A 26,906-nucleotide genomic window follows, 5' to 3' on the forward strand; every position below is an offset into this window, starting at 1 on the left:
ATGTCTAAAGCCCTGGTCTGGTTGCGTCGCGACCTGCGCGATGATGATCATGCCGCGCTGTATCACGCCTTGAAGCGGCATACGCAAGTGACTGTCGCTTTTGTTTTTGATACGGATATTCTGCATGCCTTAACGGATAAACAAGATCGCCGGGTTGAATTTATCTGGGAAAGCGTACGCGAACTCAAGCAGTCCTTACAAGCGCACGGCAGTGACCTGATCGTATGTCATGGCCGGGCACAAGTAGAAATCCCGGCGCTGGCGCGCGCACTCAATGTCAGCGCAGTCTATGCCAACAAAGATTACGAGCCGGTCGCGATTGCCCGCGATGAAATAGTAGCGCAGGCGCTGCTTGAGGCTGGTCAAACCCTGCATTTATTCAAAGATCAGGTGCTGTTTGAGCAAGATGAGGTGATGACACAAACCGGCAAGCCGTATGGGGTGTTCACCCCGTATAAAAATGCCCATCTGGCCAAGTTGAATGCCTTTTATTTAAAAGCTTACCCGGTCAAAAAATATATCAGTCATCTTGCGCCCGTGGCGCCAGCGCCCATGCCGACGCTGGCATCGCTGGGGTTTGAGCGCACCAATCTTGCCGAATTGCGCTTGCCAACCGGTATGGCTGGTGCGCAGCAGTTATTCGAGGATTTTCTGCATCGTATCGACCAGTATCATGACGCGCGTAATTACCCGGCGGTCAAAGGCGTGTCTTATCTGTCGGTGCATTTGCGTTTCGGCACAATTTCCATCCGCCAACTGGCGCATGCGGCCTGGCAGTTATCCCTGGCGGGTAATGAGGGGGCGGCGATCTGGTTGAGTGAGTTGATCTGGCGTGATTTTTATTTCCAGATTCTGTTTCACCGGCCAGATCTGCAACAAGGTCGTTCTTATAAGCCGGAGTATGAGGCGCTGCCTTTTACCAATAACGCTGGCTGGTTTGCTGCCTGGTGCGAAGGGCGCACGGGTTTTCCGATTGTGGATGCGGCCATGCGACAGTTAAACCAGACCGGTTACATGCATAACCGTTTGCGCATGGTCGTCGCCAGTTTCCTGGTCAAGGATCTGCTCATAGACTGGCGTTGGGGTGAGCGTTATTTTGAGCAAAAGTTAATCGATTTTGACTTTGCAGCCAATAATGGTGGCTGGCAATGGGCAGCCTCGACCGGTTGTGACGCGCAACCTTATTTCAGGATTTTTAACCCGCAATCGCAGTCAGAAAAGTTTGATCCGCAAGGCAAGTTTATCCGTAAATATGTGCCGGAGCTTGCCGGTCTTGATGACCAGCAAATTCATGCGCCATGGGCAGAGAAATTTCGTAAAAAAGGCTTGTTTGACAAAGGCTTAGTGCTCGACTACCCGGTGGCTGTGGTGGATCATGCGCAACAGCGCGAAGAGGCCTTGCGCTTATACAAAAATAATGTGAAGCAAAGATGACATTTGATGTAGAATAAGATCGTTTTACTTCGTGCTAAGGTGAGGTCTGAATCACGCCTGCTGGTTAATTTAACCGACTTTTTAACAATGATCCCTTCAACTTTTAGAAGAGATTTCCGTTAACTGAGATGACACACATTTGCGAAGTACACACTGCAAGCTGTGTTGGGGATACAACAATTTAAATGCGCTTGAAAAGCTTCTAAACATAATGACAAATATGAAAACATTAAGAGCGATCGTACTGACTGCAGTTTTGGTGAGTGTCTCTGGTTGCGCCACAACCAATAAAGACCCACTGGAAGGCATCAACCGGGGAATTTATAAATTTAACGATGTGGCTGACCGTTATGCCATGAAACCGGTTGCCAAAGCCTACAAAGCCGTTGCGCCTACGCCTGTGCGTACTGGCATCAGCAACTTCTTTAGCAACCTCGGCACCTTGACCACCGTCGTGAATGACCTGTTGCAACTGAAGTTTGCCCAGGCCTTTACCGATGCTGGCCGCTTTGTCATCAACTCTACCTTTGGGATTGCTGGTTTTATTGATGTGGCCAGCATGGACAATGTGCCAAAACATCAGGAAGACTTTGGTCAAACCCTGGGTTACTGGGGCGTAGGTTCCGGCGCGTATCTGGTGCTGCCGATTGTTGGGCCGAGCACCGTGCGTGATGCCAGCGGTTTGTTCATTGATACCGTGACTTCCGACCCGATTACCTATTTGCATAATACTGGCCAGATCCGTGCCCACAACCAGGTACGTGCGGTACAGTTGCTGGATAAACGCACGCAATTGCTGGATGCGACCGATTTGGTGGATAACGCGTCGATTGATCCCTATGCATTTATGCGTGATGCTTACCTGCAACGCCGTGCCAGCCTGATCCAGGATGGCCTGGTACCTAAAGAGTTGCTGGAAGATGAGTTCGAGCCTGCAGATGAAGATACGCCAAACCATTCAGAACAAACGCCAGCCACCACGGATGCCGTATTGTTGCAATCTGCCGCGCCAATCGAAGGCACTGCGACTGAGAATGCAGTCACTGAAGGTGCACCGGTAGCGCAGCCAGCGCAAGCGGTGGATGCCTCTGAGTCTGTCGTTTCTGAGGCGACCGCTGCTGAAATGGTCATCGAGTTAAGCGAATCCGCGGAAATCGCGCCTGAGGCATTGCCGCCGATGCTGGATCAGTCTCAAGCAGATCAAGCTGCTGCAGAACAAGAACCCGTGGTTGAAAACGAAGCTGCAACTGCAGCCATGGTTGCGGGTGTTGATGAAACCTTGTTGACCCTGGATGCTGCGGCGCCCGCGCAATAGTAGCCGACATCTTCGGTGATACAAAAAAGGCTTTGCATTGTGCAAAGCCTTTTTTATTTGCTGTCGCTGTGACCGCGATATTTATTCCGCAGAGGCGATGGTCATACGCTCAATCAGTATCGATCCAGTCAGTCTTGAGCTGTTCGGAATAGTATCGTTACCAATCGCAACAATGCTTTTCAACATGTCTTTCATATTGCCCGCAATGGTGATTTCTTCTACCGGGTGCACAATCTGCCCGTTCTCTATCCAATAGCCAGCAGCCCCTCGGGAATAGTCACCTGTCACCATATTCATACCGTGCCCCAATAGCTCTGTCACCAGCAAGCCAGTGCCCATGGTATGCAACAGTTGCTCAAGGCTATGGCCTGTTGAACGCACCATAATGTTGTGCGCACCACCGGCATTGCCTGTCGACTGCATGCCCAGCTTGCGGGCAGAATAGCTCCCCAGTAAATATCCTTGTAACACACCGTTTTCAACCAGTGTGCGTGGGCGGCAAGCCACGCCTTCGCTATCAAAGGCGCTGCTGCCAGCACCTTTGAGTACAAACGGGTTTTCATCAATCTGCAGCAATGCGCTGGCAATGGGCTGGCCCAGGCTGTCGAGCAAGAAAGAGGATTTACGGTATAAGTTGCCGCCAGAGATCGCACTAATCAAGGTACCGATCAGGCCGCTTGCCAATGGCGCCTCAAATAAGACCGGGTATTGGCCGGTTTTGATCGGGCGAGCACCCAGGCGCTTGACGGTGCGCGAGCCCGCCGTCTGGCCGACTTGCTCCGGTGTGGCCAGGTCATGTGCATCGCGCGCGCTGCTATACCAGTAATCACGTTGCATCAGGCCATCTGCTTCGGCAATCACCGAGCAACTGATGCTATGGCGTGAACTTGGATAGCCGCCAATAAAACCATGGCTATTGGCATAAGCAAATGCACCGCTCTGGCTGTAAATACTGGCACCTTCGCTGTTGCTAATGCGCGTATCTACGGCGAGGGCGGCGGCTTCACAACGCTTGGCCAATGCCAGCGCAGCATCGACGTCAATTTGCCAGGGGTGGTGCAAGGATAAATCTGGAAATTCTGTCGCCATCAAATTAGCATCGGCCAAGCCGCAGAATGGGTCCTGCGCGGTATATTTTGCAATATTACAGGCGGCCTCAACCGTGTCTTTCAAGGCTTGAGGACTTAAGTCAGAGGTGCTGGCATAGCCTTTTCTCTGGCCAAAATACACCGTGACTGAACAGCCTTTGTCTCGGTTGTATTCAATGTTTTCAGTCTCGCCTTGCCTGACGGACACATTCTGGCCGGTGCCAAAACTGACCTCTGCTTCGGCACTGCTGGCGCCTGCTTTACGTGTCAGTTGAATAATGTCTTGGGCGATTTGTTGAAGTTGATCCGATTGCATGCTGTACGCGCTTGTTTCTTGCTTGGCAGTTAAAACTGTTATCATACCCGATTTGGCAGAGATTGCTTTTACCATGACATCTGAAACCTTTGATGATTCCCAACCCAGTAAAACCAGATTGAAAGCAGAGGCGGATGCTGCGCAGGAAATAGGCCGTCAATTGGTTGCGCTACCTAAGGATAGATTGAAGAAACTTCAATTAGAGGAATCCTTGCTGGATGCCATTGCCGAAGCCAAGCGCATTACCGCGAATGGCGCCATTCGTCGCCAGATGCAGTATATCGGCCGTTTGATGCGTGACACTGATTTGGCGCCTATCGTCGAGCAACTGCAAAAATGGGACGGCAAACACAAGGAAGAAAATGCCCGCTTTCATCACATGGAGCGCTGGCGTATGCGCTTGCTTGAGGATGTTAAAGTGATCGAGTTGTTTATTGCTGAGTTTCCGCAAACCAATGTGCAGCAAATGCGTACCCTGATTCGCAATGCACAAAAAGAGCACGCCGCAGGCAAGCCACCCAAAAGTAGCCGCGAACTGTTTAAAGTGATTCGCGAAGTGATGGAGGGTAAAAGTGGTGCCGAAGATGATGCTTTTGATGTAGAGATGCCAGAAGACGAGTCTTTGGACGATTAATCATAAAACAAGATTGAATTAGCGAGTGGCGACTCTGTGTCAACGACTTGCTAATGACATGAAAGAGGGGAGGCGACATGCATAGCCATATTGATCTGGAACTTGATTTAACCGGTCTGGAAAGTCCGCTGCCCATGTTGAAAACAAAGGATGCGCTGGATCACTTGTTGCCGGGGCAGGTCATGCTGGTAAAAACCACCGCCGCTGGCAGTGAGCAGAATATTCGTAATTTGATCAATAATCACCCGGTCAAATTATTGTCCTTGAACAAGGATAATGGCGTATTTCATTTCTTGATTGCAAAAGAAGCTGTATTGGCGGGCGAATAAGCGACTGTGCGTCATGTTTTATAAGCAGGCTGTAAAAAACAGCCTGCTGCTGCAAGTTTATTCCGGTTTTTTTGGCGGTAGTAAAAACTTGCCAGGTTGACGATACAGCGCAGTCAACAGTTCCAGCCAAAAAGCTTTCCAGTGACGGTAACGCACTTTCCTCGATTTCATCGCTACATAAATCGCCAGGCCGAAGCTGGTGATCAGGTTAGTGGTGCCGACTAATGCAATGCCGAGTATGGTGGTTGCAATAATGTAGTGACTGACCTGAAAGTCCAGGGCTGGCAAAGCGTAGCCGGCAAATGCCGCCACAAAAGTGACGTGGCGGATATCCAGCGGCAAGCCCAACATAACGCCCAAGCCGGACGCAAAACCCAGCAAGCAGCCAAAGTAGAAGTTACCCGCCAGCGCTCCCAGGTTGTGGCGGATATATTCGGTAATGCGCCACAGGCGATCCTTGCCTAGAAGGTTTTGCAGCCAGTGCAAATGGCCTAAACGCTCCGGAATCCGGTTGTAAGCGGCTAAATTGTCGTGGTAGCCAGCGATCAGCCCGGATAAAAACAGGCAGACACCCGCTACCGCGGCATACATGACTGTCAGGCTGATTAGCGGGTTATTACTATCCAGTAAGGCATGCGCTTTTTCTGTGCCAATAAAATGATGGCCGGTGGCTTGCATGATCAGCCAGTCAATCAGGATCGCCATCGGAATTACCACCACCACATTACCCAGAATGGCAATGGTCTGGCTGCTGGTGGTTTGCGCGACGATATTCACCAGGTTATGGATGTTTTTGCTATCGTGGCCATGGTCATCTATGGTGGAAGCGATGGTTGCCGCCGTCATCGCCGGTTGTTTGGTGGCGACGGTAAAGTGCAGCAAATGGATAATGACAAAGCCCAGGCCGTAATTGAGGCTAAACAAGATTGCTTCTGTCAGCGGCGGCAGGTGGTAGCTGGCAATCATGATTTTAATCATGCCCATGATGGCGATGATAATGCCCGCGCCCATGGCGGAGCCCATCAGTTTGAAGTATTCATTGCGGTGCTGCGCGATGTAATGCTCGCCGGTGTGGCTGGCGTTTTCAGTCACGCGCAAGGCCAGTAATTCAGTATTTTGGCGCCAGTATTCAGACAGGTTGTTTTTCTTGCATTCGGCATCTACCAGTTGTTTGAGCAAGCGTGTGATGGCATGGCTGACATCATGCTTCAGGATCAGGCCATGCAAAATATCCAGCAATAACTGCATGCGTTGAATTTGCTGCAATATGCGTTGCATCAGCGCCGTGAGCGAAATGCTGGTCCCGGTTTTGGCATTCGATTTGCGGATTTCATACGTCAGCTGCTCGCAGCGTTTGAGCACGCTGTACAAATGCTGGATGTCTTCTGCCTGAATCGCCGGCAGTGCCAGAAACTGTTGAATTTCGATGTTTTGCGTAATAAACGGCGAGCCATTCGACTCCAGGTCTTCATGTTGCAAAATCAGCTCGGGATCCAGTCCGGAAGCGGATAAGCGATATGACAGCACCTGTAGTGCATCTTTGACTTCCTGGATACAGTTTTGCTGTTGCTGCGCGTCACCCTGGCTGATGTCCAGTGTCTGCATGAAGTCGCGCCAGACGGTGTCAGGCATACCAATAACCCAGTCGACATCACTGTTTTTGTGAAATATCTGCCCAAACACATCTTTCAGGTATTTGGGGTCTGGCACATCGGGCAGTAGCTTGTGCCAGAGGCGGCGGTAGATTTCGGTGAAAAAACCAAGGTCAGACTGGATGCCATGGTCGGAATAGAGCGAAATCACACTTTTTTCGTCCAGTAACCTGAGCAAGCTGTTACGCAATGACAAGGCATACTGTGGATGTTGCTGCAGCAGAAAGCACAAAGCCTGTAACGCCTTGCTGGCGCTCTCAATGTCGGTTGACACCTTGGGGCGGATATCGTCGAACAGCGCCCGCAAGAATTGGATATCGTCCAGGTCACCGGCAGCTTCACGGGCTGCCTGATGCTCGAAGGTAGGTTGAAACATGCACAACACTTTCTGTAATTCTATTTTTAACAAAGGGATGGCCGCTTACATGAGGAGTAGGGTGGCAATCGCTCGGGGGCTACTAACGTCGTGGCCGTTATAACTGTACGTCAGTCGCCAGTGGCTCTCCTTGTCGCTCTAATTGCAATTTGACGGCTTTGCCACGGTATTTTCTCACCAGGTTGGAGAGTTGGGCCGCATCATCCACTTTTTCGTTGTTGAGGCTCAGTAATTGATCGCCACGCACCACACCGCCTTTTTCAGCTGCAGAGCCATGAATCACTGCAATCACGCGTACGCCCTCACTGCTGGCAGTGCTAGTTGGCACATTCTCACCCTGCGTCGCCTGTTTAGGCACCAGTTTAATCACATGGATACCCAGCAGCGGAGGTGGCAGTTTTGCCCAGTAGGTGGCGTAATAGCGATAGCTGCCGGCGGTTGCCGCCACATCTTTTTCGGTCAGTGATTGCCCTTTTTTAACCGCTTCTTTGATGACTTCCATTCTGGATGACGGCGAAGCGCCGCCAGCCTTTTTCATATAAACCAGGATGCTGTCGGCCTGGATAGCGCGGCCATGGTTGCGGGCTTGCTCGGCATCGACTTCGCCCGCTTCAAAGCTACTGAATCCCATCAGGTCGTAGCCGTTTTCCAGCATCCTGATATTGTCTTCATCGCGGCGCGTACCACTGAACAGCTGCGGTTCTGGGTTCGCTTGCAACGAGTGTAAATCACCCTGATTTTGTGCCTGGTAATGGTTGCTGTAAGGGTTGTCTTCTGCCCAGGTGGCAGGGCTGAAGGCCAGGGCTACCAGCATGGCAGCATGCTTAATATATAAGGACCACTTGCTTGATAAGGAAGGGGCGGGCATAACGGACTGTCCAGGCTTGCACAGGGGGTTCATCGAATTCTCCATGATCGAATGGCAGGTTGTAATGTTATGATGTATTGGTACATTAACACAGTCACCATTGACATAGACCAGGTTATGCAAGAACAATTCGCGCGCATTGGATTAGTTTCTATCAGTGATCGTGCCTCGCAAGGCGTATATGAAGACAAGGGCATCCCGGCGCTTACCGCCTGGCTGGCGCAAGCCCTGGTCTCTCCATATACAGTATCCAGCCGTCTGATTGCCGATGATCAAGCGACCATTTCCCAGACTCTCAAGCAACTGGTGGACGAAGAAGGTTGCCACCTGGTGCTTACCACGGGCGGCACCGGCCCTGCGCTCAGGGATGTAACGCCGGAGGCGACATTGGCGATTGCCGACCGTGACATGCCAGGCTTCGGTGAGCAAATGCGGCAAATCAGCTTGCGTTTTGTGCCAACGGCGATTTTGTCGCGCCAGGTGGCGGTGATCCGCAAGCAATGCCTGGTGATTAACTTGCCGGGACAGCCCAAATCGATACAGGAAACGCTGGAAGGCCTTAAAGATAACGAAGGCAATACGCTGGTGCCGGGTATTTTTGCGGCAGTGCCGTATTGCCTGGATTTGCTGGCGACCAGCGACAAACCGATGCCTTATCTGGAAACTGACGAAACCATCGTCAAATCTTTTCGTCCTAAATCTGCCATTCGTAAATAAACTCAATTCTTCAGTAATTAAAGAGATTGCATGCGTTACCACACCATTTCCCGGCTGATTTTTATAAGTTGTTTTGCTTTGCTGACCTATTTGTTGCTGATGGAAATGGCGCCAACAAACGATGGCTCGATTTACAAAGACAAAATTCAGCATGTGATTGCCTTTGGTGGTGTCACTTTCTGGGGCTTGTTGGCATTTCAACGTTTTCCTAAAACGACTTTGTTCGGGCTGACCGCATTTGGTGCGCTGATGGAAGTATTGCAAGGCATACTGACCACCACCAGGCAGCCCAGCGTCTATGACTGGCTGGCGGATGTCGTTGGTATTTTGCTGGCTTGGGGCATAGCCACCGTGTGGTTGCGCTGGTGGCAGAGTCGTCGTGGCTGAATTTGCGCTCATCGCCAAATATTTTACCCGGCCGGCAAAAGCTGATCTGGGCGTGGGCGATGATGCGGCCCTGATTCGCGTGCGACCTGGCTATCAGCTAGCGGTGTCGGCAGATATGTCAGTGGCAGGTACACATTTTTTTGCCGATATTGACCCATTTGCCATCGGCTGGAAGTCGATGGCGGTGAATGTCAGTGATATGGCCGCCATGGGCGCCGAGCCAAAATGGTCCACCTTGTCCATTGCCTTGCCAGAGGTTGATGGGCCCTGGTTGCAAAGGTTTAGTGAAGGGCTGTTTGCCTGTGCTGATGCTTTTGGCGTGTCACTGATTGGCGGTGACACCACGCGCGGGCCCTTGAATATCGCGATTAATATCATGGGCGAAGTGCCACAAGGCCAGGCATTGCAGCGCAATGGCGCGCAAGCGGGCGATGATATCTGGGTCAGTGGCGTATTGGGGCAAGCTGCCTTATGGTTGCAGCATCGTTTAGGCAAGCTGGATGTGCATGCCGAAGAACTCGCTGCGCTGGCCACGGCCATGCACCACCCGCAACCGCGCGTGGCGTTAGGGCTGGCATTGCGTGGCATGGCGACCGCCGCACTGGATATTTCAGATGGCTTGCTGGCAGATCTGGCGCACATACTAGAGGCGTCTGCCGTTGGTGCTGAGCTGGATTGGGCGGCGATGCCTAAGCCATTGTTGCCGCTGTCGTCAGTGACTGACTCTGTGTTGCAACAGGCAGTGTTGGCCGGTGGCGATGATTATGAATTATGTTTTACTGCTGCGCCGCAGCACAGGGATGCTTTGCAGGCACTTTCAACGCAACTGGGGTTGCCCTTGAGCCGTATCGGCAAAGTGACTGCGCATGCAGGTTTGCAGGTGTTGAACGGTGAGGCCCGTATCGACTTATCGCAGAAAGGGTATGCGCATTTTGGCTAATAACCGTCAGCCACCGCAGCCGCCAAGTTGGCGCTTGCTATTTTCACATCCTTTACATTGCCTGAGTTTTGGCCTGGGCACCGGCTTGTCGCCCAAAGCGCCCGGTACCGTCGGCACATTATTGGGCTTTCCACTGTATTGGCTATTGATGAATTTGCCACTCGCACAGCAGTGCTTAAGTTTAGGCGTGTTGTTCTTGCTCGGCGTCTGGTGTTGTGAAGTGACAGGGCGCGCACTAGGTGTCAGTGACCATGGTGCCATTGTGTGGGATGAAGTGGTGGCGATGGCCGCGGTGTTGATCACGGTGCCCTTCACCTTGGGCTGGGGCTTGGCGGCATTTGCCAGCTTTCGCTTGTTCGATATCTGGAAGCCTTTTCCGATCGGCTGGGTCGATCAGCGCGTAAAAGGTGGCTTTGGGGTGATGCTGGATGATGTCTTGGCCGCAATCATGGCCATGCTGGTATTGCAAGTCGCGCAAGGATTTTTGTCATGACTATGCTGCTTGAGTTAAGCACTAGCCTGGGGCAGGTGCTGCAAGCAAAGCATTGGCAACTGGCGCTCGCCGAGTCCTGCACTGGCGGGATGGTTGCGCAAGCGGTAACTGCCATCGCCGGTAGTTCAGGCTGGTTTGACCGTGGTTTCGTCACCTACAGCAATGCGGCAAAAACTGAAATGCTGGGTGTGCCTGCTGCATTGATTGTCGAGTTTGGTGCAGTCAGCGAGCCAGTGGCCGAAGCTATGGCGCTGGGGGCGTTGCAATATAGTCAGGCACACCTGAGTGCTGCCATCACCGGCATTGCTGGTCCAGGTGGCGGGTCACTGCACAAGCCAGTCGGCACTGTGTGCTTTGCCTGGGCATCTCGCGGTGATGGTGACAGCGGCAATACTACGGTGATAGAAACCCGTCATTTTGAAGGCGATAGAACGCAAGTGCGTGAGCAGGCCGCCAGCTATTTGCTGGCTGGCTTGCTAAAGATGGCTAATGCGTTGTAATCAAAACTAGCGGTGATGATGGTGGCCGTGGCCATGGCCGCCGCCGCCATTCCAGCCACCACCGTAAAAGTTTCTCGGGCCGTAGTTGTAACCGCCATAGCCGCCGTTTCCATACGAAAACTGGATAAATCCAGGCGCTGGTTGCGGATAAGCCACTGCTGGCACGCCATAGAAGTTACTTTGCGGATGGCGGTAAACGACCACTGGTGGTGGCGCATAATATACCGGAGGTGGTGCGTAGTAAGCAGGTGGGTACGGATTGCCGACCACCACGCCGACAGACCAGTTGTCCTGTGCTTGTGCGCTAAAGGCAGCCAGGCTGCCCAGCGTGAACGTCAAAATATATTTTACGATTTTCATAAATTCTCCTCACACGGAAAACAAATTAATGCTCCCTGAAGCTTTAACGCACCTGTCATCTAACGGTTGACAGCCACTGCGTTCAAATCGGCGATCTTGTCGTTATTCATTGACAGTCGCCGGTGAGCGTTCGCAGTTGGCATTCACTCGCCTAATTCATGGCTTCGCCATTTCACTGATGGTCGATTTATGAAATAATTAGAAGTTATTGTTTGAAGTATATAGCGTTTGTGTAAACAACGCATTTTTATTGGTCAAAGAAAGCAATCAGCATGGATGACAACAAAAGCAAAGCGCTCGCCGCCGCACTCTCTCAAATTGAAAAACAGTTCGGCAAAGGCTCCATTATGCGCATGGGCGACGGCGATATCGGTGAGGACTTGCAAGTCGTCTCCACCGGTTCGCTGGGTCTGGACATCGCGCTGGGCGTAGGCGGTTTGCCGCGTGGCCGGATCGTGGAGATTTATGGCCCGGAATCCTCGGGTAAAACTACACTGACTTTGTCCGCTATTGCAGAAATGCAAAAGCTGGGTGGCGTGGCCGCGTTTATCGATGCCGAGCATGCGTTGGATCCGCAATATGCGGCCAAGCTGGGCGTGAATGTGCCTGAGTTGCTGATTTCCCAGCCGGATACCGGCGAGCAAGCACTGGAAATTGCAGACATGCTGGTGCGTTCTGGTTCTGTCGATATCGTGGTCGTTGACTCGGTTGCGGCGCTGACACCACGTGCTGAAATTGAAGGCGAAATGGGCGATAGCCATATGGGTTTGCAAGCGCGTTTGATGTCGCAAGCGCTGCGCAAGTTGACCGGCAATATCAAGCGTACCAATACGCTGGTGATTTTTATTAACCAGATCCGTATGAAAATTGGCGTCATGTTTGGCAACCCGGAAACCACCACAGGCGGTAACGCACTGAAGTTCTACTCTTCTGTACGTTTGGATATCCGCCGTACCGGCGCGATTAAAAAGGGCGATGAAGTCATTGGTTCTGAAACCCGCGTCAAAGTGATTAAAAACAAAGTCGCGCCGCCATTTAAGCAGGCCGAATTTGACATCATGTACGGCGAAGGCATTTCACGCCTGGGCGAAGTGATTGAACTCGGCACCAACCTCAAGCTGGTGGAAAAAGCCGGTGCCTGGTATAGCTACAACGGTGAAAAAATCGGCCAGGGTAAAGAAAACGCCAAAGAGTTCCTGCGTGAAAATCCAGCGATTGCGGCAGAGATCGAAGCCAAGATTCGCGACAACTCGAATGTGCTGGCCGATAGCATGCCTTCAGCCAGAGGCGAGGACGATTAATTCCGTTGCCACCACCCCCAGCAAAAAAGCCGTTAGAAAAATCCTTACGCCGGCGTGCGCTGGAGCTATTAAGTAAGCGGGAGTATTCTGCGGCCGAGCTGGCGCAAAAGCTTAAGGCTTACGCCGATGAAGCCGATGATATACCGGCCTTGATCGCAGATTTTCAAGCGCGCGGCTGGTTAAGTGATGCACGCTACACCGAACAAATGGTGCATGCGCGCCAGGCCAAATTTGGGGCGGCACGGGTGGCTAACGAGTTGCGCGAAAAAGGGGTGGATGACGCCTTGATTGCCGAAGCCGTTGCCGGTTTGCAAGAGAATGAAGTAGCACGCGCCAGGGAAGTCTGGCGCAAAAAGTTTAAAGCGGCCGCGACGACGCGTGAAGAATGGGCGAAACAAGCCCGTTTTTTACAAAGCCGCGGTTTTACGTTTCAAGTGATTAAACATATTTTGAATAGACACGCAGAAAATGACAGTCCAGAAGACTACAGTTAGTTACGGAAGTAACCCTTCCAGCAAGCAAATCCGCCAGGCTTTCCTGGATTTTTTTGCTTCCAAAGGCCACCAGGTGGTGACTTCCAGTTCGCTGGTGCCGCATGGTGACCCGACCCTGCTGTTCACCAATGCGGGTATGAACCAGTTTAAGGATGTGTTTCTCGGCTTTGACAAGCGCGCTTATACCCGCGCGGCGTCAGCCCAGAAATGCGTACGCGCAGGCGGTAAACATAACGATCTCGAAAACGTCGGTTATACCGCTCGCCACCATACTTTTTTTGAGATGTTGGGTAACTTCAGCTTTGGCGATTATTTCAAGCGCGATGCGATCAAGTTTGCCTGGGAGTTGTTGACCGAAGTGTATGCCTTGCCCAAAGAGCGCCTTATGGTCACTGTCTATGCGGAAGATAACGAGGCCTACGATATCTGGAATAAAGAAGTCGGCGTGCCTGCGGATAAAATTGTCCGCATTGGCGACAACAAGGGCGCGCGTTATGCGTCTGACAACTTCTGGATGATGGGTGATACCGGTCCTTGTGGTCCCTGTACCGAGATTTTCTATGACCACGGTGCGCATATTCCAGGAGGTCCTCCAGGTTCACCTGATGAAGACGGCGACCGTTTCATCGAAATCTGGAACAACGTCTTCATGCAGTTTAACCGCGATGAAGCAGGTGTGATGCATCCCTTGCCCAAACCGTCGGTCGATACCGGTATGGGCCTGGAGCGTATTTCTGCCGTGTTGCAGGGTGTGCATGCCAACTACGAAATCGACTTGTTTCAGGCGCTGATTAAAGCAGCTGCACGCGAAACCCATACCGCTGACCTGGATAGCCCCTCACTCAAAGTGCTGGCCGACCATATCCGTGCCTGTTCCTTCCTGATCGCCGATGGCGTGATTGCTGGCAATGAAGGCCGTGGTTACGTGCTGCGTCGCATTATCCGCCGCGCGATTCGTCATGGTTACAAATTAGGCTGTAGGGCCGCATTCTTCCACAAGCTGGTCGCGGATCTGGTGGCTGAAATGGGTGAGGCGTATCCTGAGCTCATTAGTAACCAGGTACGCATCACCGACATCCTCAAGCAGGAAGAAGACCGTTTCTTTGAAACCATTGAAAACGGCATGCAGATTCTGGAAGCCGAACTGGCGACCAAACCTGCTATTTTTAATGGCGACCTGGCGTTTAAGTTGCATGATACCTTCGGCTTTCCGCTGGATTTGACCGCAGATATCTGCCGCGAGCGTGGAGTGACCGTGGATACGGCTGGTTTTGATGCTGCCATGGCGCGTCAAAAAGAACAGGCACGCGCGGCCGGTAAATTCAAGATGGCGCTGAATCTTGAATATGATGGCGCGGCGACGACTTTCCACGGTTACGACAAGCTGGAAACGCAGGCCAACGTATTAGCATTGTATAAAGACGGTAGCCCGGTCAACACCTTAAACGAGGGCGACATGGGGGTGGTGGTACTAGATGACACGCCTTTTTACGCCGAGTCTGGTGGCCAGATTGGTGATAGCGGTGAACTCAAGTCTGCCAACGGTATTTTTGCTGTAGAAGATACGCAAAAAATCCAGGCGGCGGTATTTGGTCACCATGGCGTACTCAAAACCGGCAGCTTGTCAGTCGGTGATACGTTAGCTGCCAAAGTCAATTTGCAAGCGCGTGCCAACACCATGCGNNGAAAAAACCCGTTTTGACTTTGTGCATAATGCGCCGCTGACGGATGCAGAGATTGCCAAAGTGGAAACCTTGGTGAATGCGGAAATTCTTGCCAACGCAGCCACGCAAGCCCGTGTGATGGACATTGAGTCTGCGCAGCAAACCGGTGCCATGATGCTGTTTGGTGAAAAATACGGTGACGAAGTACGCGTGCTGGATATTGGTACTTCCCGTGAATTATGCGGGGGGACACATGTCAGCCGTACCGGCGATATCGGTTTGTTTAAGATTACTGCTGAGAGCGGTGTGGCTGCTGGCGTGCGTCGCGTGGAAGCGACCACCGGCGAGGGCGCATTGAAGCTGGTGCAGACGCAACAAGCCCTGATTAATCAGGTGGCTGGTGAGTTGAAAGCGCCAGCGCATGAGCTGCCTGCCAAGATCGCCCAAGTGATGGATAACGTAAAGTCGCTGGAAAAGGAACTTGCACGCTTGAAATCCAAATTGGCATCCTCGCAGGGCGATGACCTGGCGGCGCAAGCCCTGGATATCAATGGCGTCAAATTGTTGGCGGCAACGCTGGAAGGTGCTGATGCCAATGCTTTACGCGAAACCATGGATAAGCTCAAGGATAAACTCAAATCTGCCGTCATTGTCTTGTCCAGTGTGACTGACGGTAAAGTCAGCCTGGCAGCAGGCGTAACTGCTGATTTAACGGCCAAGGTGAAAGCAGGTGAGCTGGTGAACCATGTGGCAGGCCAGGTCGGTGGCAAGGGCGGTGGCAAGCCGGACATGGCGATGGCTGGTGGTACCGAGCCAGCCAGTTTGCCGCAGGCACTGGCAAGCGTGAAGGCTTGGGCAGAAGCAAAACTAAATTAATTCAATTGATTAACAGAGCGAAATAATGGCATTAATCGTACAAAAATATGGTGGCACCTCAGTCGCCAATCCCGAGCGTATCCGTCATGTGGCGCGTCGTGTTGCGCGCTATAAAGCCATGGGGCATCAAGTGGTGGTCGTGGTATCTGCCATGTCCGGCGAAACCAACCGTTTGATCTCCTTGGCCAAGGAGATCATGCCGGATCCGGATCCACGTGAGTTGGACGTCATGGTGTCCACCGGTGAGCAAGTGACTATAGGCATGACTGCCCTGGCGCTGATGGAGCTTGGTATCAAGGCAAAAAGCTATACCGGCACTCAGGTCAAAATTCTGACCGATGATGCGTATAACAAAGCGCGTATTCTGGATATTGACCAGCACAACCTGAAAAAAGACCTCGATGACGGCTATGTCTGTGTGGTGGCAGGTTTTCAGGGCGTGGATGCCAATGGCAATATCACCACGCTGGGCCGTGGTGGATCTGATACCACTGGTGTGGCCTTGGCTGCCGCGTTAAAAGCCGATGAATGCCAGATTTATACCGATGTGGATGGCGTGTATACCACCGATCCTCGCGTGGTGCCTGAAGCGCGCCGCCTGGAAAAAATCACTTTTGAAGAGATGCTGGAACTGGCTTCTCAAGGCTCTAAAGTGCTGCAGATTCGTTCTGTGGAGTTTGCCGGTAAATACAAAGTCAAATTGCGTGTACTGTCCAGCTTTGAAGAAGAAGGCGATGGCACACTGATCACATTCGAAGAAAATGAGGAAAACATGGAAGAACCAATTATCTCCGGCATCGCTTTTAACCGCGATGAGGCGAAAATTACCGTGACTGGCGTGCCTGATAAACCAGGCATCGCTTATCAAATCCTGGGCCCGGTGGCAGATGCCAATATCGATGTCGACATGATTATCCAGAACGTCGGCGCTGATGGCACCACTGACTTTACTTTTACCGTGCATAAGAATGAAATGAATAAGACGCTGGCCTTGTTACGCGATAAGGTGCAAGGCCATATCCAGGCACGTGAAATCAGTGGCGATGACAAGATCGCTAAGGTGTCTGTGGTCGGCGTGGGCATGCGCTCACATGTGGGCATTGCCAGCCAGATGTTCCGTACACTGGCCGAAGAGGGCATTAATATCCAGATGATTTCTACCAGCGAAATTAAAATCGCCGTGGTGATCGAGGAGAAATATATGGAGCTGGCGGTACGCGTGCTGCATAAAGCGTTCGGTTTAGAAAACGCTTAATAGAAACGCGGAATAAGCGGCTGCGCGGGCGAATTGCTGCGTTACGCGGTACTCAAAATCCTCATGTACTACAGTACATTCCGGTTTCTGCGTTCCGTGCGCCTTGCACTTCATCCCGCTCGCTCGCTGATTTCACGTTTCCTTTATGTAAAGAAATAAAACATTCTTGTTTTTGACGTTGATTTCTGAAGGGTTTTCACGTAGTATGGCGCCCTTCGATGCAGTAGCAATGCTGCAAAGAAAACAGCGTAAGCTGTGTTGGTTTTTATTAGGACTTGATTGTTTTAATAAGGTGAGCTGGCCGAGAGGTCGAAGGCACTTCCCTGCTAAGGAAGCATATGGGCTTAAACCTGTATCGAGGGTTCGAATCCCTCGCTCACCGCCAAAAACCTTGCTCCGTGCGGGTATTGTTTTTGGTAGATTGGTTGTTGGATGTGAATCTGCACCGCCACAAAGCTTAAAATAGTGTTATAATGCTGTTTTTGTTGCATAGCAGCAAACCTTGGCGCCCGTAGCTCAGTTGGATAGAGTATTTGGCTACGAACCAAAGGGTCGGGCGTTCGAATCGCTCCGGGCGCGCCAAAAATAAAAAGCCTTGTTTCTTCGGAAGCAAGGCTTTTTTCTTTTCTGTCATCCATCATGTATTTGCCGCTTATTCGCCGGACTTGCTGCATGATCAAGGCTGTCTGTATGTATATTCTGCCGCGTTGAGCGTAGCGAGAGGCGGGGCAGGTATGGTATGCTTTAACTTTGTTTTTTCATTGGTGTTTCAGTGTCTCTAAATGCTTGTTTGGCGCGGATTGCAGGCGATATGCAGCAGGTGGATGCCGTTATTCGCCAGTCTTTGTCATCTCAAGTTCCGCTGATTAATCAAATTTCGGAATACATCATCCACAGTGGTGGCAAGCGCTTGCGTCCGGCACTGGTATTAATGTCCGGCGATTTGGCTGGCGCGGTGACGCCGGCGCACCATTCATTAGCCGCCATCATCGAATTTATTCATACCGCGACCTTGTTGCATGATGACGTGGTAGATGCGTCTGAGCTGCGTCGTGGTAAGTCGACAGCTAATCATGTGTATGGCAACCCGGCCAGTGTATTGGTGGGGGACTTTTTGTATTCACGCGCCTTCCAGATGATGGTGAAGTTGCAAAACATGCGCGTGATGGAGATCTTGGCCGATGCGACCAATGTGATTTCTGAAGGCGAAGTGTTGCAGCTGCTTAATGTGCGCAATATTGGCGTCAGTGAGCAGGATTATTTACAGGTGATCCACTTTAAGACAGCCAAACTGTTTGAAGCAGCGACACGTTTGGGCGCTGTGCAGTGCCAGGCCAATGCTGAGCAGGAAGAGGGTCTGGCCACGTATGGCATGCATTTAGGCACTGCGTTTCAGTTGATTGATGATGTGCTGGATTTAACCGGCGACAGCGAGAAAATAGGCAAAACCTTAGGCAATGATCTGGCGGAAGGCAAAGTGACGCTGCCGATGTTGTATGCGATTCAACAAGCACCAGCAGCGCAAGCCGATCTGGTGAAGCAGGCCTTGCTGGAAGGGCAGGTGTCTCAGTTAGGCGCTGTGCTGGAAATTTTGCATGCGGTGAAAGCATTTGATTACGTGCGCTCTGTCGCACAAAAGGAAGCCAGGCTGGCCTGTGAGGCCTTATCCGTATTCGCGCCAACAGCAGCCAAGCAGGCCTTGCTGGATTTGGCTAACTTCTCTGTCAGTCGTCAGCAATAATTAGGCGGTCAGCCTGTGGCCAGGCTGACTGTGACAGCTTCAGTTCAATCTACTTTTGCAATATCAGTTCAATGCGATTGGCTCGCCACTGACGTGGTAGTAGCTTAGTCGTGCACAATCATTGGTGGCGTTGGTGAGCGCGCCATCAAACAATGACTGTCCATTGACGTCGACCACTGCGTAGCCGTTGTGGTACAACGTCACTTCTGCCTGCATATCCTTTTCAGCAATCAGCTCGGCCGCTTTGTGCAAGCCGCGTGTTTGTAGTGAGCGCATGCCAAAGCTGATGCAGTTTTCCTCTTCCTCTTCACTGTAGACTTCCCAGTGTGATTGTCCGGTCAGTTTTGTCAGCCAGCCTGGCAAGTCAACTTCTACCCGGCAAATGACGGGCTCATCCCAGGCAGGATGCTCGACTTGATTTAACTCGACCTGATTGAGGCCTGCTTCGGTCGGTGGCGTAAATTTGATTTGATCAGACATAGGCAACTTCCTTCACTTGATAACGGATGTCACTTAAACACAGATACATACCTGGTCGGTTGCACTGTAGTATCCATCTTACACATAAATGGTGCCAGGCAAGTGGTTTTCAAGGCGGTGAAAGCGGCTTTTAAACAGGTTTTGCCGTCTTTTAGCCTTGCTTACTTGCATTAACGATGCGATCATGCAGCAACCTTAACTATGTTATCGGTATCATGTCAGAAATCCTTGAACCCGTTTTAAGTTTAATGCAGACGCAACCCCATTTCTTACAAGCTGTGTGCCTGCTGATCGGCTTGTTGGTGGGGAGTTTCCTCAATGTGGTGATACATCGTTTACCGAAAATGATGGAGCGTGAATGGCATGCCAGTTGCCTGGATTTACAAGGGCAAACTGCGCCGGAGCAGCCCAAATATAACCTTGTGACCCCGCGCTCGGCTTGCCCGCATTGCGGACACCGGATTACCGCCATCGAAAATATTCCTGTCATCAGCTACCTGTTTCTGCGTGGGCGCTGCCGCGGCTGTCAAGCCTCGATCTCTGTGCGTTATCCATTGGTTGAGTTATTAACTGGCTTGCTGTCGCTGGGGGTGGCCGTACAGTATGGCTACAGCATGTTGACCGTATTTGCCCTAGTGTTCGTGTTCGCGCTGGTCGCATTGACGTTTATCGACTTTGACACGCAGTTGCTACCCGATGACATTACGCTGCCTTTGTTGTGGCTGGGCTTGTTGCTTAATATCAAATACGGCTTTACCGACCTGACTTCAGCCGTCGTCGGCGCGATGGCAGGGTATCTGGTGTTGTGGTCAGTCTACTGGCTATTTAAACTGGTCACTGGCAAAGAAGGCATGGGCTATGGTGACTTTAAACTCCTGGCCGCCATTGGTGCCTGGTTTGGCTGGCAGCTATTGCCCGCCGTTATTTTGCTGAGCTCAGTGGTGGGCAGTGTGATTGGCATCGGCCTGATCTTGCTGAAAGGCAAAACACGCCAAACCGCGATCCCGTTTGGCCCATTTTTAGCCCTGGGTGGTATTGCTGCCTTGTTTTACGGACAAGCGCTGGCTTCCTATTACCTGATACCGTAACGAGCACCATCATGAGCAAAGTCGTGGCCGTGACTGGCGGCATAGGCAGTGGTAAAACCGAAGTATGCAACGCGTTTATGGCATTAGGCGTGCCCGTAGTCGATTTAGACCATATCGCCCGTGACATGAGCGCGCCTGGTAGCCCGGCCATGCAGGCGGTACGCACGCAATTTGGCGATGCCATGTTTAATGCTGATGGCCAGCTGGATAGGGCAAAATTACGCGAATTGGTCTTTGCCGAGCCAGATGCGCTGGATCAACTCAATCAAATTATGCATCCGGCCATTCGTTTGGAGGCTATCCGGCAGATAGCACAATATGCCGATGCTTACGTGGTGCTGGCGATTCCATTGCTGGTGGAAAGCCGTGATGACTGGCGCATGATTGATCACGTGCTGGTCGTCGATTGCGATGAGCAGATGCAACTTGCGCGCGTGATACAGCGCAGCCAACTATCAGAAGGCATGGCACAGGCCATGATCTCTGCGCAAAGCAGCCGCGAGGAGCGTTTAGCCATTGCAGATTCGGTGATCGAAAACGATCAAACACTGGCTAAATTGCAGGAAAAAGTGCTAGAGTTTCATAAAAATTTCTCTAAGACTTGCCAGTGAGTGAAAAGGGTTTCATAATCAGGCTTTTATTGCATACTTTTCAAGTATCAGCTGACAGAAAAGGCTGCCGTGTCGAGCTACGAGTTTCCATTTAACGAGCGCATCAGAACTTATCTCCGCCTAGAAGATCTGTTCGTCAAGATGTTGCACCACATTGAGATTGGGCATGAGATCAGTCATCATGTCGCGCTGATTTCCATGCTGCAAATCCTGGATTTGATTGATCGCGGGGATTTGAAAGTCGATCTGCTACAAGAGTTGGACAGACACAAAGTCCAGTTATCCTTTCTGCAAACCAATCCAAATATCGATCGCAATGCACTGGCGAGCACATTGTCCAGCCTGGATCGCTGTGCCACCGCTTTGCGTTCTGACCATCAAAAACTTGGCCAGTCGTTGCGTGAAAATGACTGGTTAATGAGCGTCAAGCAACGCACCAGTATTCCTGGTGGCGTGTGCGAGTTTGATTTGCCGTCTTACCGTCATTGGCTCTACCTGGGCGCAGAGCGCCGTAAGGACGATTTCGACAACTGGCTGACCAAACTGATGCCTATGTATGAGTCGATTCGACTGATTCTGCAATTGTTGCGCGGCAGCGGCCAGGTATTGTCACTGGTGGCGCATCATGGCGCTTATCAGCAGCAATTGTCCGGTCATAAGCCGGCACAATTGTTACGCATCGAGATAGACCACGACGAATGCTTCCCTGAAGTCAGTGCCAATAAATACGCGATCAATATCCGCTTTCAAAAGTTGGATTTCGTGCAACGCCCCAAAGGTTGTGAGCAGGACATCCCGTTTAAGATGATCGTCTGTAACTTTACCGGGGCTGGACACAATTGACACAGCCCGCCGTTAAATCCCGCAAGGTGGCTTGTCCGTCTTGTGGCGAAACTTCAGAGTACTCCACCGCTAATCCATACCGCCCATTCTGCAGTGAGCGTTGCAAACTGGTCGACCTCGGCGATTGGGCTACGGAGAAGTTTCGTATTCCTGATAGCATCCCGCCAGACTTATACGAGCCAGACTAACTGGTTGCCAGGATTCTTGAATATGCAAAAAACAGCCTTCTTATCCCGCCTCGTCACCAGCGTTTGCCTGATCGGCTGGCTAGGCATTGCGCACGCAGAGGTGAAACTGACTGATGCCTGGGTACGCGCTTCCAATCCAGGCCAATCTGTAGGCGCCGCCTACGTCACATTATCCAGCGCACAGGATGTCGCCCTTGTGTATGCAGAAACAGAGCGTGCTGGCACGGTAGAAATGCACAGCATGACCATGCANNACCGACCAGTTTGTCACCATGCCGGTAAAAGCCTCGCCCTGATTTAAAAACGATTCATATGGGGTTAAACCCCGATCAATATCAGCCGTGACTTTTAGCAAAAGTTGCGAGATATAAGCTTTCTACTTCGGCCCGCGCCCATGGCGTCCTCCGCAAAAATTTCAAGCTAGACTTCACAGAAGGATCACTCTTAAAGCAGTTGATATTCACTCTCTGTGCGAGTTTGTCCCAGCCGTAATGCTCGACTAGTTGCTCAACGACATGCTCAAGCGTGAGGCCATGCAAAGGGTTATTTGGTTGTTGTGTATTCATATGTGATAAAAAGCGGTTCAATCAGCGATTGACCCAGTTCTCAAGTAATAATCCCGGCACACGTTCGAATTCTTTCAGATTGTTGGTGACTAATACCAGCCCCTCGCTACGTGCATGAGCCGCGATATGTAAGTCATTCACGCCTATGGGTTGCCCGCGTTTCTCTAGCTCACTGCGGATACTGCCATAGTGATGTGCTGCTTTAGTTGCGTAAGCGAATATCTCCAGCCGACTGGCAAAATCCTCAATCACGGCATAGTTGTGCGATGGTTTGCTACTTTTTTCTGCGCCATGAAACAACTCAGCCAACGTGATGCTTGAAATAGCCATTCTATTGGCATGTTGATTGAAGGTTTCAAGCACTTCAATCGGTCTATGCTTGATCACATAAATCACAATATTGGTATCAAGCAGGTATTGAATCACTCCAGCGCCTCGCGCTCGGGTTGCGTTTGTGTTGCCCGTTCAGGCATAAAATCATCAGTTGCATGTAATGGATTGATGAAAAAACTATCCCAGCTTGACTCCAGCGGGGCAATAATCCGCTCTTTGCCAATTGCCCGCACCGTCACCTGCTTAACGTTTTCAGGTAAGCGCACATCTGCCGGAATCCGAACTGCCTGAGTTCTATTGTTGATAAAAACAGTGCTGATACTCATGCAAAGTCTCCATTGAATAAATGTATATTGCATTAGTATATAGCTGGTTGTGTGAGTGTTGCAAGCTGGTGTTTTTTGAAGAGCTAATGATGCATGAATTCACTTTATTGTTTTAGCCAAGAGTGGCAGTTGACTGGACGTCAATGCATAGCCTACTTACCAGTAAAATGCATTTGCGCTATGTTGAGCACTCGCGGGTGAATGCCTAGTACTTTACCTTTAAGGCTTTAGCCCGTACTAGTTGAATAGTGGGCTAGGCTGCACTCGAAATAAACCATTCAACGGTGGCAGACATAACGATAATCCCAGCGGTATCAACAACCTCAACTGGAATAGCTATGGATAGCCGTCCGCGACTTGTCAGCTCGCCTTTCCAAATGTCTAGTATTTCTGGAGTGAAGACACATCTTGCCGATATTTGACCAACCGCTGGTTTACGAAACTTCGCCTCGAGACGCCTAACAACAGGCACAAACCCTGAATAACTAGAAAATTGCTTAGCTAGAAAAGCGCCTGAGGCAGCCTCAGCGACTGCAAGCATAGCACTGGCGTGGACGGTACCTAGATGATTGGTGTATTGGGTGTTTTCAGGCAGGCTTGTTTGAAAGTCACTATCTTTGGGGGCTAACTCCAGCCCAATGAGCTTGTTAAATGGTAGTTCAGAAACATTCATAAATCTTAAGCCTCAAGGCTAGCGTTTGACATATTGGGCGCGTTTAGCGTGTTCTGCTTAATGGATGGGTTGGGCCTATGTGGCACTTACTAACCATGAATTACCATGTAACCAGCAATTGCAACTAAAAAGATGGTTACAGATTGCTGAAATATTTCGTGAGGTATGCGCTCAATGACCCGCTTAGCTGACCAAGTACCGAGAATCATGGCGCACCCCATCAGTGCGGCTATGAACCAAAGACTCTGGTTTAGTGGAATGAGTTGCTGGTAAACCACCAACTTTACCCCATGCATTGCAAGAGCGGTGGTTGCCTCGCTCGCGATGTAAGCAACAGGGGGTAACCCTAAAGAGAGGAAAATGGCCGCTCCGAGCGGCCCTGCGCTGCCCGCCAAACCAGACAGGAATCCAACTATACAACCGCCTGCAACCAATAATGCTGAACTGTTCTTTATTTTCAATAGACTTGAATATCTCAGTGCGACGAATACTAATATGGCCGCTCCAATTGTACGTGTTATTAACTCTTTCGGTAGTTGGACGAAAGATAGAGCACCCAAAATGCTGAGGGGAATAGCCCCAAGCAGAAACAGCCCAACTGGTTTCCAGTGAATTTGGGTGAAACCGAAACCGACTCGTGAGAGATTGCCAATCAGTTGAGCGATGGTAAGCAATGGAACAGCTTGTGTTACACCTACCGTTGCCGCCAGTAGAGGCAGAAGCAATAGTGCGCCTCCAAAGCCTGCCGCACTTGAGATGGCCGCTGCCGTATAAGCGGCGATGAAGAGCAACATGGATTCGAGCATCTGGTTCAAAAGGCCCAACGTTTGAATTAAGGGGCTGGCTTTAGCCAGTCCCGCTTGAATGATTGGTCAGGTGTTGTTACGAAGTAAACCATCTGTAGCTCGCCAATAAACTTTTTTTTAATTTTAACTGACTCAGGTTCATGAGCGAATGTTTCAAACCCAGCGGATGTATACAAATGTATAGCCCTTTCATTTACGTCTAATACCGTAAGATACAGTTGCCTTAACCCTTGTATAGACCTTGCTTGTGAAATGGCCTCGTTTACTAGTGCTTTACCTACGCCTTTGCCGGCAGCGGAAGGGTGTACAAACATGCGGAATAAAAGCGCCTTGTGCTCAAGCTTTGCTCGTACATCTCGCTCGACACTAACAGTGCCTAAAAGATTGGTGTTTATGAATGCACCTAAGGTAAAACTATCAATTGAGAACTTAGTTTGAATTTGAGGGGATGGTTCATCTTCAATAGAAATACGGAAGAATTCGTCTTGCTCCACAAGAGCATTACGCCATAACTCACTGTAAAGAGCTTTATCTGACTCTTGAAGCGTTCGAATTTCCATAACACCTAACGTTGGAATTAAGGAGCACCGTTAGGCGTTCCACTTGAATGGTGGGTTAGGGGCCTTTTACTATGATAAGTTAAAGCTGCCGCTACACAAAAAGCTAAAGCTTCAGTTGAAACAACATCTGACTCATCAAATACTATAGCTCGGTTGCCTTCGAATTTAAACTCGGATGGAAAAACTGTTCTGAAAGTGTCAATGAGCGTTGTTTTGCAGTTAAAGTACATAGCGTACCGTGATGGATTTGATTTTTCCCAATCAATGCGAACAGTGCTGCCGCTTTTACTCTGTGATGTGACGTAGGCAGGCTCTCCCCATTTTAGAGTCTCCTCAAGCTTGCCAACACCTTGAATTGAGCCAGCTGTTTCAAATATAAGCTCACGAAGTGCCAAAAGCTTGATGCGCATATTGGCCGGATAGGCTTCAAAGACTTCGCTAACAGCAACGTTGTCAAAGGGTCTCATTAATCACCTGTTTTAATAAGTGCATGCCTTTACCCCTCGCGTGAAGTGGGCATCCTAAATGACGTATTGCTTTCCGTCATAGATGTTTCTTAGTTGAATGGATGCGATCTTTATTTAAATATTTTTAACTTTTATTAAGTTTGGTGCATCCTAAAATACAAATATCAATGCGTCAACTCATCTGCCTAAATTACTTTAGCAGAGAAGTGGAAAGGTTTGGACCTAGCAGCGATTATCTGGTGCTGATATTTACCACAACGCCCTCTGCATAGCGATACCACGCGCACCACAGGATTGTGCTTGTGATAGGTGTTCCAAGCGCATACCGCCCAACCCATAAACCGGGATTTCTAATCCATTCAGCATTTCACCAAACTTTTCCCAGCCTAATCCAGTTGCTTCAGGGTGGCTTTTTGTCGGTAACACAGGCGACAGCAGGGCGAAGTCTAATTGCAGGGCTTGCGCTTGTTGCAGTTGTTCAGCGTCGTGGCAAGAGGCGCCGACTAGCAAGTTATCCGGTTTTTGTGTGAGTGCCAGCAGGCGCTGGCTATTTAAATGCACGCCTTGGTAACCGAGTCGTTGGGCTTGTTCTGGGCTGCTGTTGAGTAGGCAGCGGCAGTCGTAGGACGCACATAGCTGTAATACTTGTTCGCTTAATTGAGTCAATGCTGCGCTATCAAGCTGTGGCTCACGGATTTGCAGCAGTTGCAGGCCTTGGTCTAATTGTTGTTTTAGCGCTTGCAAGAAAGCGGGTTCGCCCATCTCTTGCACATTGCTGATGGCGTAAACCGGTGGCAGGCTGAGAGCTTGCATAATTGGCGCATTGGCGGGTAGCACAGGGGTGACGTTGAGCTTTTGCGGATGTTGCCAGGCGAATTGCTGGCCTTCGCGTGCTTGTAACTCACCTTGCCATGCATGCACGAAAAAGAAGTGCAGTAACACGGTTTTGGCTTCGGCATCATGGGTGGCCGGGTAATCGTAGCGGCGTTTGATCCACGGCTGTATTTGTGTGGGGGTGATGCCGAGTTCTTCCTGGGATTCACGGATCAATGCATGTTCTGGCGTTTCGCCCGCTTCGATTTTGCCACCGGGAAACTCCCACCAGCCAGCCCAGCCTTTGCCATTGGGGCGGCTGGCGAGCAGGTATTCGCCATCGGGTTTGATCAGGATGGCAACGGCGACTTGTACGAGTTTGGTCATATTATTTCTAGCTACGCTTCAATGC

At 50.8% G+C, this 26,906-nt stretch carries 31 protein-coding genes, 2 tRNA genes and 1 pseudogene; 21 read left to right on the plus strand and 13 right to left on the minus strand.

Annotated elements, in window-relative coordinates; translation table 11 throughout:
- Window positions 1-1,434, plus strand: a complete 1,434-nt coding sequence (locus B3355_RS01395; protein WP_292779537.1) for a cryptochrome/photolyase family protein — start codon at window positions 1-3, stop codon at window positions 1,432-1,434.
- A gap of 220 nt (window positions 1,435-1,654) precedes the next feature.
- A complete protein-coding gene (locus B3355_RS01400; RefSeq protein WP_349679990.1) occupies window positions 1,655-2,749 on the plus strand; it encodes an MlaA family lipoprotein in 1,095 nt (364 codons plus the stop codon).
- Between the two features lie 81 nt (window positions 2,750-2,830).
- Here the strand turns inward: B3355_RS01400 and pmbA are convergent, their stop codons facing one another.
- Entirely contained in the window at window positions 2,831-4,153 is a 1,323-nt protein-coding gene (gene pmbA / locus B3355_RS01405) for a metalloprotease PmbA (RefSeq protein WP_292779539.1), read from the minus strand.
- Between the two features lie 73 nt (window positions 4,154-4,226).
- Between pmbA and yjgA the strand changes: the two genes are divergently transcribed.
- Together yjgA and B3355_RS01415 are read left to right on the plus strand one after the other, a co-directional pair.
- The gene (yjgA, locus tag B3355_RS01410; RefSeq protein ID WP_292779541.1) at window positions 4,227-4,787 is read left to right on the plus strand and encodes a ribosome biogenesis factor YjgA; all 561 of its coding nucleotides are present in this window, start codon (window positions 4,227-4,229) and stop codon (window positions 4,785-4,787) included.
- Between the two features lie 77 nt (window positions 4,788-4,864).
- A complete protein-coding gene (locus B3355_RS01415; RefSeq protein WP_019881702.1) occupies window positions 4,865-5,116 on the plus strand; it encodes a sulfurtransferase TusA family protein in 252 nt (83 codons plus the stop codon).
- Window positions 5,117-5,173: 57 nt separating this feature from the next.
- On the opposite strand, the gene B3355_RS01420 is transcribed toward B3355_RS01415, so the two are convergent.
- Together B3355_RS01420 and B3355_RS01425 are read right to left on the minus strand one after the other, a co-directional pair.
- Window positions 5,174-7,144: a site-specific recombinase gene (locus tag B3355_RS01420; protein ID WP_047514325.1), complete on the minus strand. Its 1,971-nt coding sequence runs from the start codon at window positions 7,142-7,144 to the stop codon at window positions 5,174-5,176.
- A 97-nt stretch (window positions 7,145-7,241) separates the two neighbouring features.
- Window positions 7,242-7,958 (minus strand): PDZ domain-containing protein, encoded by a 717-nt coding sequence (locus B3355_RS01425; RefSeq protein ID WP_292779546.1) that lies wholly within the window; start codon window positions 7,956-7,958, stop codon window positions 7,242-7,244.
- 171 nt (window positions 7,959-8,129) lie between these two features.
- Between B3355_RS01425 and mog the strand changes: the two genes are divergently transcribed.
- The 5 genes from mog to B3355_RS01450 are packed head-to-tail and all read left to right on the plus strand — an operon-like array spanning window position 8,130 to window position 11,049.
- Window positions 8,130-8,729: a molybdopterin adenylyltransferase gene (gene mog, locus B3355_RS01430; RefSeq protein WP_047518449.1), complete on the plus strand. Its 600-nt coding sequence runs from the start codon at window positions 8,130-8,132 to the stop codon at window positions 8,727-8,729.
- A gap of 30 nt (window positions 8,730-8,759) precedes the next feature.
- Window positions 8,760-9,116 carry a hypothetical protein gene (locus B3355_RS01435; RefSeq protein WP_292779549.1) on the plus strand — a complete coding sequence of 119 codons (357 nt, stop codon included), beginning with the start codon at window positions 8,760-8,762 and terminating at the stop codon, window positions 9,114-9,116.
- Window positions 9,109-10,056 carry a thiamine-phosphate kinase gene (gene thiL, locus B3355_RS01440; protein WP_292779551.1) on the plus strand — a complete coding sequence of 316 codons (948 nt, stop codon included), beginning with the start codon at window positions 9,109-9,111 and terminating at the stop codon, window positions 10,054-10,056. The genes B3355_RS01435 and thiL overlap by 8 nt, the downstream gene beginning before the upstream one ends.
- Window positions 10,040-10,549 (plus strand): phosphatidylglycerophosphatase A family protein, encoded by a 510-nt coding sequence (locus B3355_RS01445; RefSeq protein WP_292779553.1) that lies wholly within the window; start codon window positions 10,040-10,042, stop codon window positions 10,547-10,549. The genes thiL and B3355_RS01445 overlap by 17 nt, the downstream gene beginning before the upstream one ends.
- Window positions 10,546-11,049: a CinA family protein gene (locus B3355_RS01450; RefSeq protein ID WP_292779555.1), complete on the plus strand. Its 504-nt coding sequence runs from the start codon at window positions 10,546-10,548 to the stop codon at window positions 11,047-11,049. The genes B3355_RS01445 and B3355_RS01450 overlap by 4 nt, the downstream gene beginning before the upstream one ends.
- 6 nt (window positions 11,050-11,055) lie before the next feature.
- Here B3355_RS01450 and B3355_RS01455 read toward each other — a convergent pair whose 3' ends face one another.
- Window positions 11,056-11,409, minus strand: coding sequence for a hypothetical protein (locus B3355_RS01455; RefSeq protein ID WP_292779557.1), 354 nt, complete (start codon window positions 11,407-11,409; stop codon window positions 11,056-11,058).
- Window positions 11,410-11,681: 272 nt separating this feature from the next.
- On the opposite strand from B3355_RS01455, the gene recA reads away from it, so the two are divergent.
- The 7 genes and pseudogenes from recA to B3355_RS01490 all read left to right on the plus strand — a co-directional run bounded on the left by recA (window position 11,682) and on the right by B3355_RS01490 (window position 18,740).
- Window positions 11,682-12,710 (plus strand): recombinase RecA, encoded by a 1,029-nt coding sequence (gene recA / locus B3355_RS01460; RefSeq protein ID WP_019881712.1) that lies wholly within the window; start codon window positions 11,682-11,684, stop codon window positions 12,708-12,710.
- Between the two features lie 5 nt (window positions 12,711-12,715).
- Window positions 12,716-13,204 (plus strand): recombination regulator RecX, encoded by a 489-nt coding sequence (recX, locus tag B3355_RS01465; protein WP_292779561.1) that lies wholly within the window; start codon window positions 12,716-12,718, stop codon window positions 13,202-13,204.
- Window positions 13,179-15,744 (plus strand): annotated as a pseudogene (gene alaS, locus B3355_RS01470) (alanine--tRNA ligase). Before recX ends, alaS begins: the two are co-directional and overlap by 26 nt.
- 25 nt (window positions 15,745-15,769) lie before the next feature.
- The gene (locus B3355_RS01475) at window positions 15,770-16,999 is read left to right on the plus strand and encodes an aspartate kinase (RefSeq protein WP_019881715.1); all 1,230 of its coding nucleotides are present in this window, start codon (window positions 15,770-15,772) and stop codon (window positions 16,997-16,999) included.
- A 291-nt stretch (window positions 17,000-17,290) separates the two neighbouring features.
- A tRNA-Ser gene (locus B3355_RS01480) sits at window positions 17,291-17,384 on the plus strand.
- Between the two features lie 120 nt (window positions 17,385-17,504).
- Window positions 17,505-17,581: transfer RNA gene (locus tag B3355_RS01485), tRNA-Arg, on the plus strand.
- Between the two features lie 229 nt (window positions 17,582-17,810).
- Complete coding sequence (locus B3355_RS01490; RefSeq protein ID WP_292779884.1) at window positions 17,811-18,740, plus strand: polyprenyl synthetase family protein; 930 nt, start codon at window positions 17,811-17,813, stop codon at window positions 18,738-18,740.
- 63 nt (window positions 18,741-18,803) lie between these two features.
- Here B3355_RS01490 and B3355_RS01495 read toward each other — a convergent pair whose 3' ends face one another.
- On the minus strand, window positions 18,804-19,220 hold the full coding sequence (locus tag B3355_RS01495) for a hypothetical protein (RefSeq protein ID WP_194753103.1): 417 nt from the start codon (window positions 19,218-19,220) through the stop codon (window positions 18,804-18,806).
- A gap of 248 nt (window positions 19,221-19,468) precedes the next feature.
- Here B3355_RS01495 and B3355_RS01500 point away from each other — a divergent pair, with 248 nt between their 5' ends.
- The 5 genes from B3355_RS01500 (at window position 19,469) to B3355_RS01520 (ending at window position 22,251) form a co-directional block, all read left to right on the plus strand.
- Entirely contained in the window at window positions 19,469-20,308 is an 840-nt protein-coding gene (locus B3355_RS01500) for a prepilin peptidase (RefSeq protein ID WP_292779565.1), read from the plus strand.
- Window positions 20,309-20,319: 11 nt separating this feature from the next.
- On the plus strand, window positions 20,320-20,919 hold the full coding sequence (gene coaE / locus B3355_RS01505; RefSeq protein ID WP_292779567.1) for a dephospho-CoA kinase: 600 nt from the start codon (window positions 20,320-20,322) through the stop codon (window positions 20,917-20,919).
- Window positions 20,920-20,988: 69 nt separating this feature from the next.
- Window positions 20,989-21,762 (plus strand): cell division protein ZapD, encoded by a 774-nt coding sequence (zapD, locus tag B3355_RS01510; protein WP_024929697.1) that lies wholly within the window; start codon window positions 20,989-20,991, stop codon window positions 21,760-21,762.
- The gene (locus B3355_RS01515) at window positions 21,759-21,950 is read left to right on the plus strand and encodes a DNA gyrase inhibitor YacG (RefSeq protein WP_292779571.1); all 192 of its coding nucleotides are present in this window, start codon (window positions 21,759-21,761) and stop codon (window positions 21,948-21,950) included. The genes zapD and B3355_RS01515 overlap by 4 nt, the downstream gene beginning before the upstream one ends.
- A gap of 22 nt (window positions 21,951-21,972) precedes the next feature.
- Window positions 21,973-22,251: a copper chaperone PCu(A)C gene (locus B3355_RS01520; protein WP_292779573.1), complete on the plus strand. Its 279-nt coding sequence runs from the start codon at window positions 21,973-21,975 to the stop codon at window positions 22,249-22,251.
- 34 nt (window positions 22,252-22,285) lie between these two features.
- Here B3355_RS01520 and B3355_RS01525 read toward each other — a convergent pair whose 3' ends face one another.
- From B3355_RS01525 to B3355_RS01560, 8 genes are all read right to left on the minus strand, one after another.
- Complete coding sequence (locus B3355_RS01525; protein ID WP_019881722.1) at window positions 22,286-22,516, minus strand: VF530 family DNA-binding protein; 231 nt, start codon at window positions 22,514-22,516, stop codon at window positions 22,286-22,288.
- Window positions 22,517-22,537: 21 nt separating this feature from the next.
- On the minus strand, window positions 22,538-22,942 hold the full coding sequence (gene vapC, locus B3355_RS01530; RefSeq protein WP_024929700.1) for a type II toxin-antitoxin system tRNA(fMet)-specific endonuclease VapC: 405 nt from the start codon (window positions 22,940-22,942) through the stop codon (window positions 22,538-22,540).
- On the minus strand, window positions 22,939-23,175 hold the full coding sequence (gene vapB, locus B3355_RS01535) for a type II toxin-antitoxin system VapB family antitoxin (protein ID WP_024929701.1): 237 nt from the start codon (window positions 23,173-23,175) through the stop codon (window positions 22,939-22,941). The genes vapC and vapB overlap by 4 nt, the downstream gene beginning before the upstream one ends.
- A 253-nt stretch (window positions 23,176-23,428) precedes the next feature.
- Complete coding sequence (locus B3355_RS01540) at window positions 23,429-23,848, minus strand: DUF4442 domain-containing protein (protein ID WP_292779577.1); 420 nt, start codon at window positions 23,846-23,848, stop codon at window positions 23,429-23,431.
- Between the two features lie 89 nt (window positions 23,849-23,937).
- The gene (locus B3355_RS01545; RefSeq protein ID WP_292779579.1) at window positions 23,938-24,642 is read right to left on the minus strand and encodes a sulfite exporter TauE/SafE family protein; all 705 of its coding nucleotides are present in this window, start codon (window positions 24,640-24,642) and stop codon (window positions 23,938-23,940) included.
- Between the two features lie 38 nt (window positions 24,643-24,680).
- Window positions 24,681-25,214, minus strand: a complete 534-nt coding sequence (locus tag B3355_RS01550) for a GNAT family N-acetyltransferase (protein WP_292779581.1) — start codon at window positions 25,212-25,214, stop codon at window positions 24,681-24,683.
- A 17-nt stretch (window positions 25,215-25,231) separates the two neighbouring features.
- The gene (locus tag B3355_RS01555; RefSeq protein WP_292779583.1) at window positions 25,232-25,681 is read right to left on the minus strand and encodes a DUF1801 domain-containing protein; all 450 of its coding nucleotides are present in this window, start codon (window positions 25,679-25,681) and stop codon (window positions 25,232-25,234) included.
- Between the two features lie 249 nt (window positions 25,682-25,930).
- Window positions 25,931-26,881 carry a Nudix family hydrolase gene (locus B3355_RS01560; protein WP_292779585.1) on the minus strand — a complete coding sequence of 317 codons (951 nt, stop codon included), beginning with the start codon at window positions 26,879-26,881 and terminating at the stop codon, window positions 25,931-25,933.
- Window positions 26,882-26,906 lie beyond the last annotated feature (25 nt).

The organism is Methylophilus sp. UBA6697 (assembly GCF_002454655.1).
In the GTDB taxonomy this organism is placed as follows: Bacteria; Pseudomonadota; Gammaproteobacteria; order Burkholderiales; family Methylophilaceae; genus Methylophilus.

What these genes read in the sequence shown, in the direction of transcription:
- B3355_RS01395 (WP_292779537.1), top strand. Translation starts at nt 1, where the DNA reads ATGTCTAAAGCCCTGGTCTGGTTGCGTCGCGACCTGCGCGATGATGAT.
- B3355_RS01400 (WP_349679990.1), top strand. Translation starts at nt 1,655, where the DNA reads ATGAAAACATTAAGAGCGATCGTACTGACTGCAGTTTTGGTGAGTGTC.
- pmbA (WP_292779539.1), bottom strand. Translation starts at nt 4,153, where the DNA reads ATGCAATCGGATCAACTTCAACAAATCGCCCAAGACATTATTCAACTG.
- yjgA (WP_292779541.1), top strand. Translation starts at nt 4,227, where the DNA reads ATGACATCTGAAACCTTTGATGATTCCCAACCCAGTAAAACCAGATTG.
- B3355_RS01415 (WP_019881702.1), top strand. Translation starts at nt 4,865, where the DNA reads ATGCATAGCCATATTGATCTGGAACTTGATTTAACCGGTCTGGAAAGT.
- B3355_RS01420 (WP_047514325.1), bottom strand. Translation starts at nt 7,144, where the DNA reads ATGTTTCAACCTACCTTCGAGCATCAGGCAGCCCGTGAAGCTGCCGGT.
- B3355_RS01425 (WP_292779546.1), bottom strand. Translation starts at nt 7,958, where the DNA reads ATGCTGGTAGCCCTGGCCTTCAGCCCTGCCACCTGGGCAGAAGACAAC.
- mog (WP_047518449.1), top strand. Translation starts at nt 8,130, where the DNA reads ATGCAAGAACAATTCGCGCGCATTGGATTAGTTTCTATCAGTGATCGT.
- B3355_RS01435 (WP_292779549.1), top strand. Translation starts at nt 8,760, where the DNA reads ATGCGTTACCACACCATTTCCCGGCTGATTTTTATAAGTTGTTTTGCT.
- B3355_RS01445 (WP_292779553.1), top strand. Translation starts at nt 10,040, where the DNA reads ATGCGCATTTTGGCTAATAACCGTCAGCCACCGCAGCCGCCAAGTTGG.
- B3355_RS01450 (WP_292779555.1), top strand. Translation starts at nt 10,546, where the DNA reads ATGACTATGCTGCTTGAGTTAAGCACTAGCCTGGGGCAGGTGCTGCAA.
- B3355_RS01455 (WP_292779557.1), bottom strand. Translation starts at nt 11,409, where the DNA reads ATGAAAATCGTAAAATATATTTTGACGTTCACGCTGGGCAGCCTGGCT.
- recA (WP_019881712.1), top strand. Translation starts at nt 11,682, where the DNA reads ATGGATGACAACAAAAGCAAAGCGCTCGCCGCCGCACTCTCTCAAATT.
- B3355_RS01475 (WP_019881715.1), top strand. Translation starts at nt 15,770, where the DNA reads ATGGCATTAATCGTACAAAAATATGGTGGCACCTCAGTCGCCAATCCC.
- B3355_RS01490 (WP_292779884.1), top strand. Translation starts at nt 17,811, where the DNA reads ATGCAGCAGGTGGATGCCGTTATTCGCCAGTCTTTGTCATCTCAAGTT.
- B3355_RS01495 (WP_194753103.1), bottom strand. Translation starts at nt 19,220, where the DNA reads ATGTCTGATCAAATCAAATTTACGCCACCGACCGAAGCAGGCCTCAAT.
- B3355_RS01500 (WP_292779565.1), top strand. Translation starts at nt 19,469, where the DNA reads ATGCAGACGCAACCCCATTTCTTACAAGCTGTGTGCCTGCTGATCGGC.
- coaE (WP_292779567.1), top strand. Translation starts at nt 20,320, where the DNA reads ATGAGCAAAGTCGTGGCCGTGACTGGCGGCATAGGCAGTGGTAAAACC.
- B3355_RS01525 (WP_019881722.1), bottom strand. Translation starts at nt 22,516, where the DNA reads ATGAATACACAACAACCAAATAACCCTTTGCATGGCCTCACGCTTGAG.
- vapB (WP_024929701.1), bottom strand. Translation starts at nt 23,175, where the DNA reads ATGAGTATCAGCACTGTTTTTATCAACAATAGAACTCAGGCAGTTCGG.
- B3355_RS01540 (WP_292779577.1), bottom strand. Translation starts at nt 23,848, where the DNA reads ATGAATGTTTCTGAACTACCATTTAACAAGCTCATTGGGCTGGAGTTA.
- B3355_RS01545 (WP_292779579.1), bottom strand. Translation starts at nt 24,642, where the DNA reads ATGTTGCTCTTCATCGCCGCTTATACGGCAGCGGCCATCTCAAGTGCG.
- B3355_RS01550 (WP_292779581.1), bottom strand. Translation starts at nt 25,214, where the DNA reads ATGGAAATTCGAACGCTTCAAGAGTCAGATAAAGCTCTTTACAGTGAG.
- B3355_RS01555 (WP_292779583.1), bottom strand. Translation starts at nt 25,681, where the DNA reads ATGAGACCCTTTGACAACGTTGCTGTTAGCGAAGTCTTTGAAGCCTAT.
- B3355_RS01560 (WP_292779585.1), bottom strand. Translation starts at nt 26,881, where the DNA reads ATGACCAAACTCGTACAAGTCGCCGTTGCCATCCTGATCAAACCCGAT.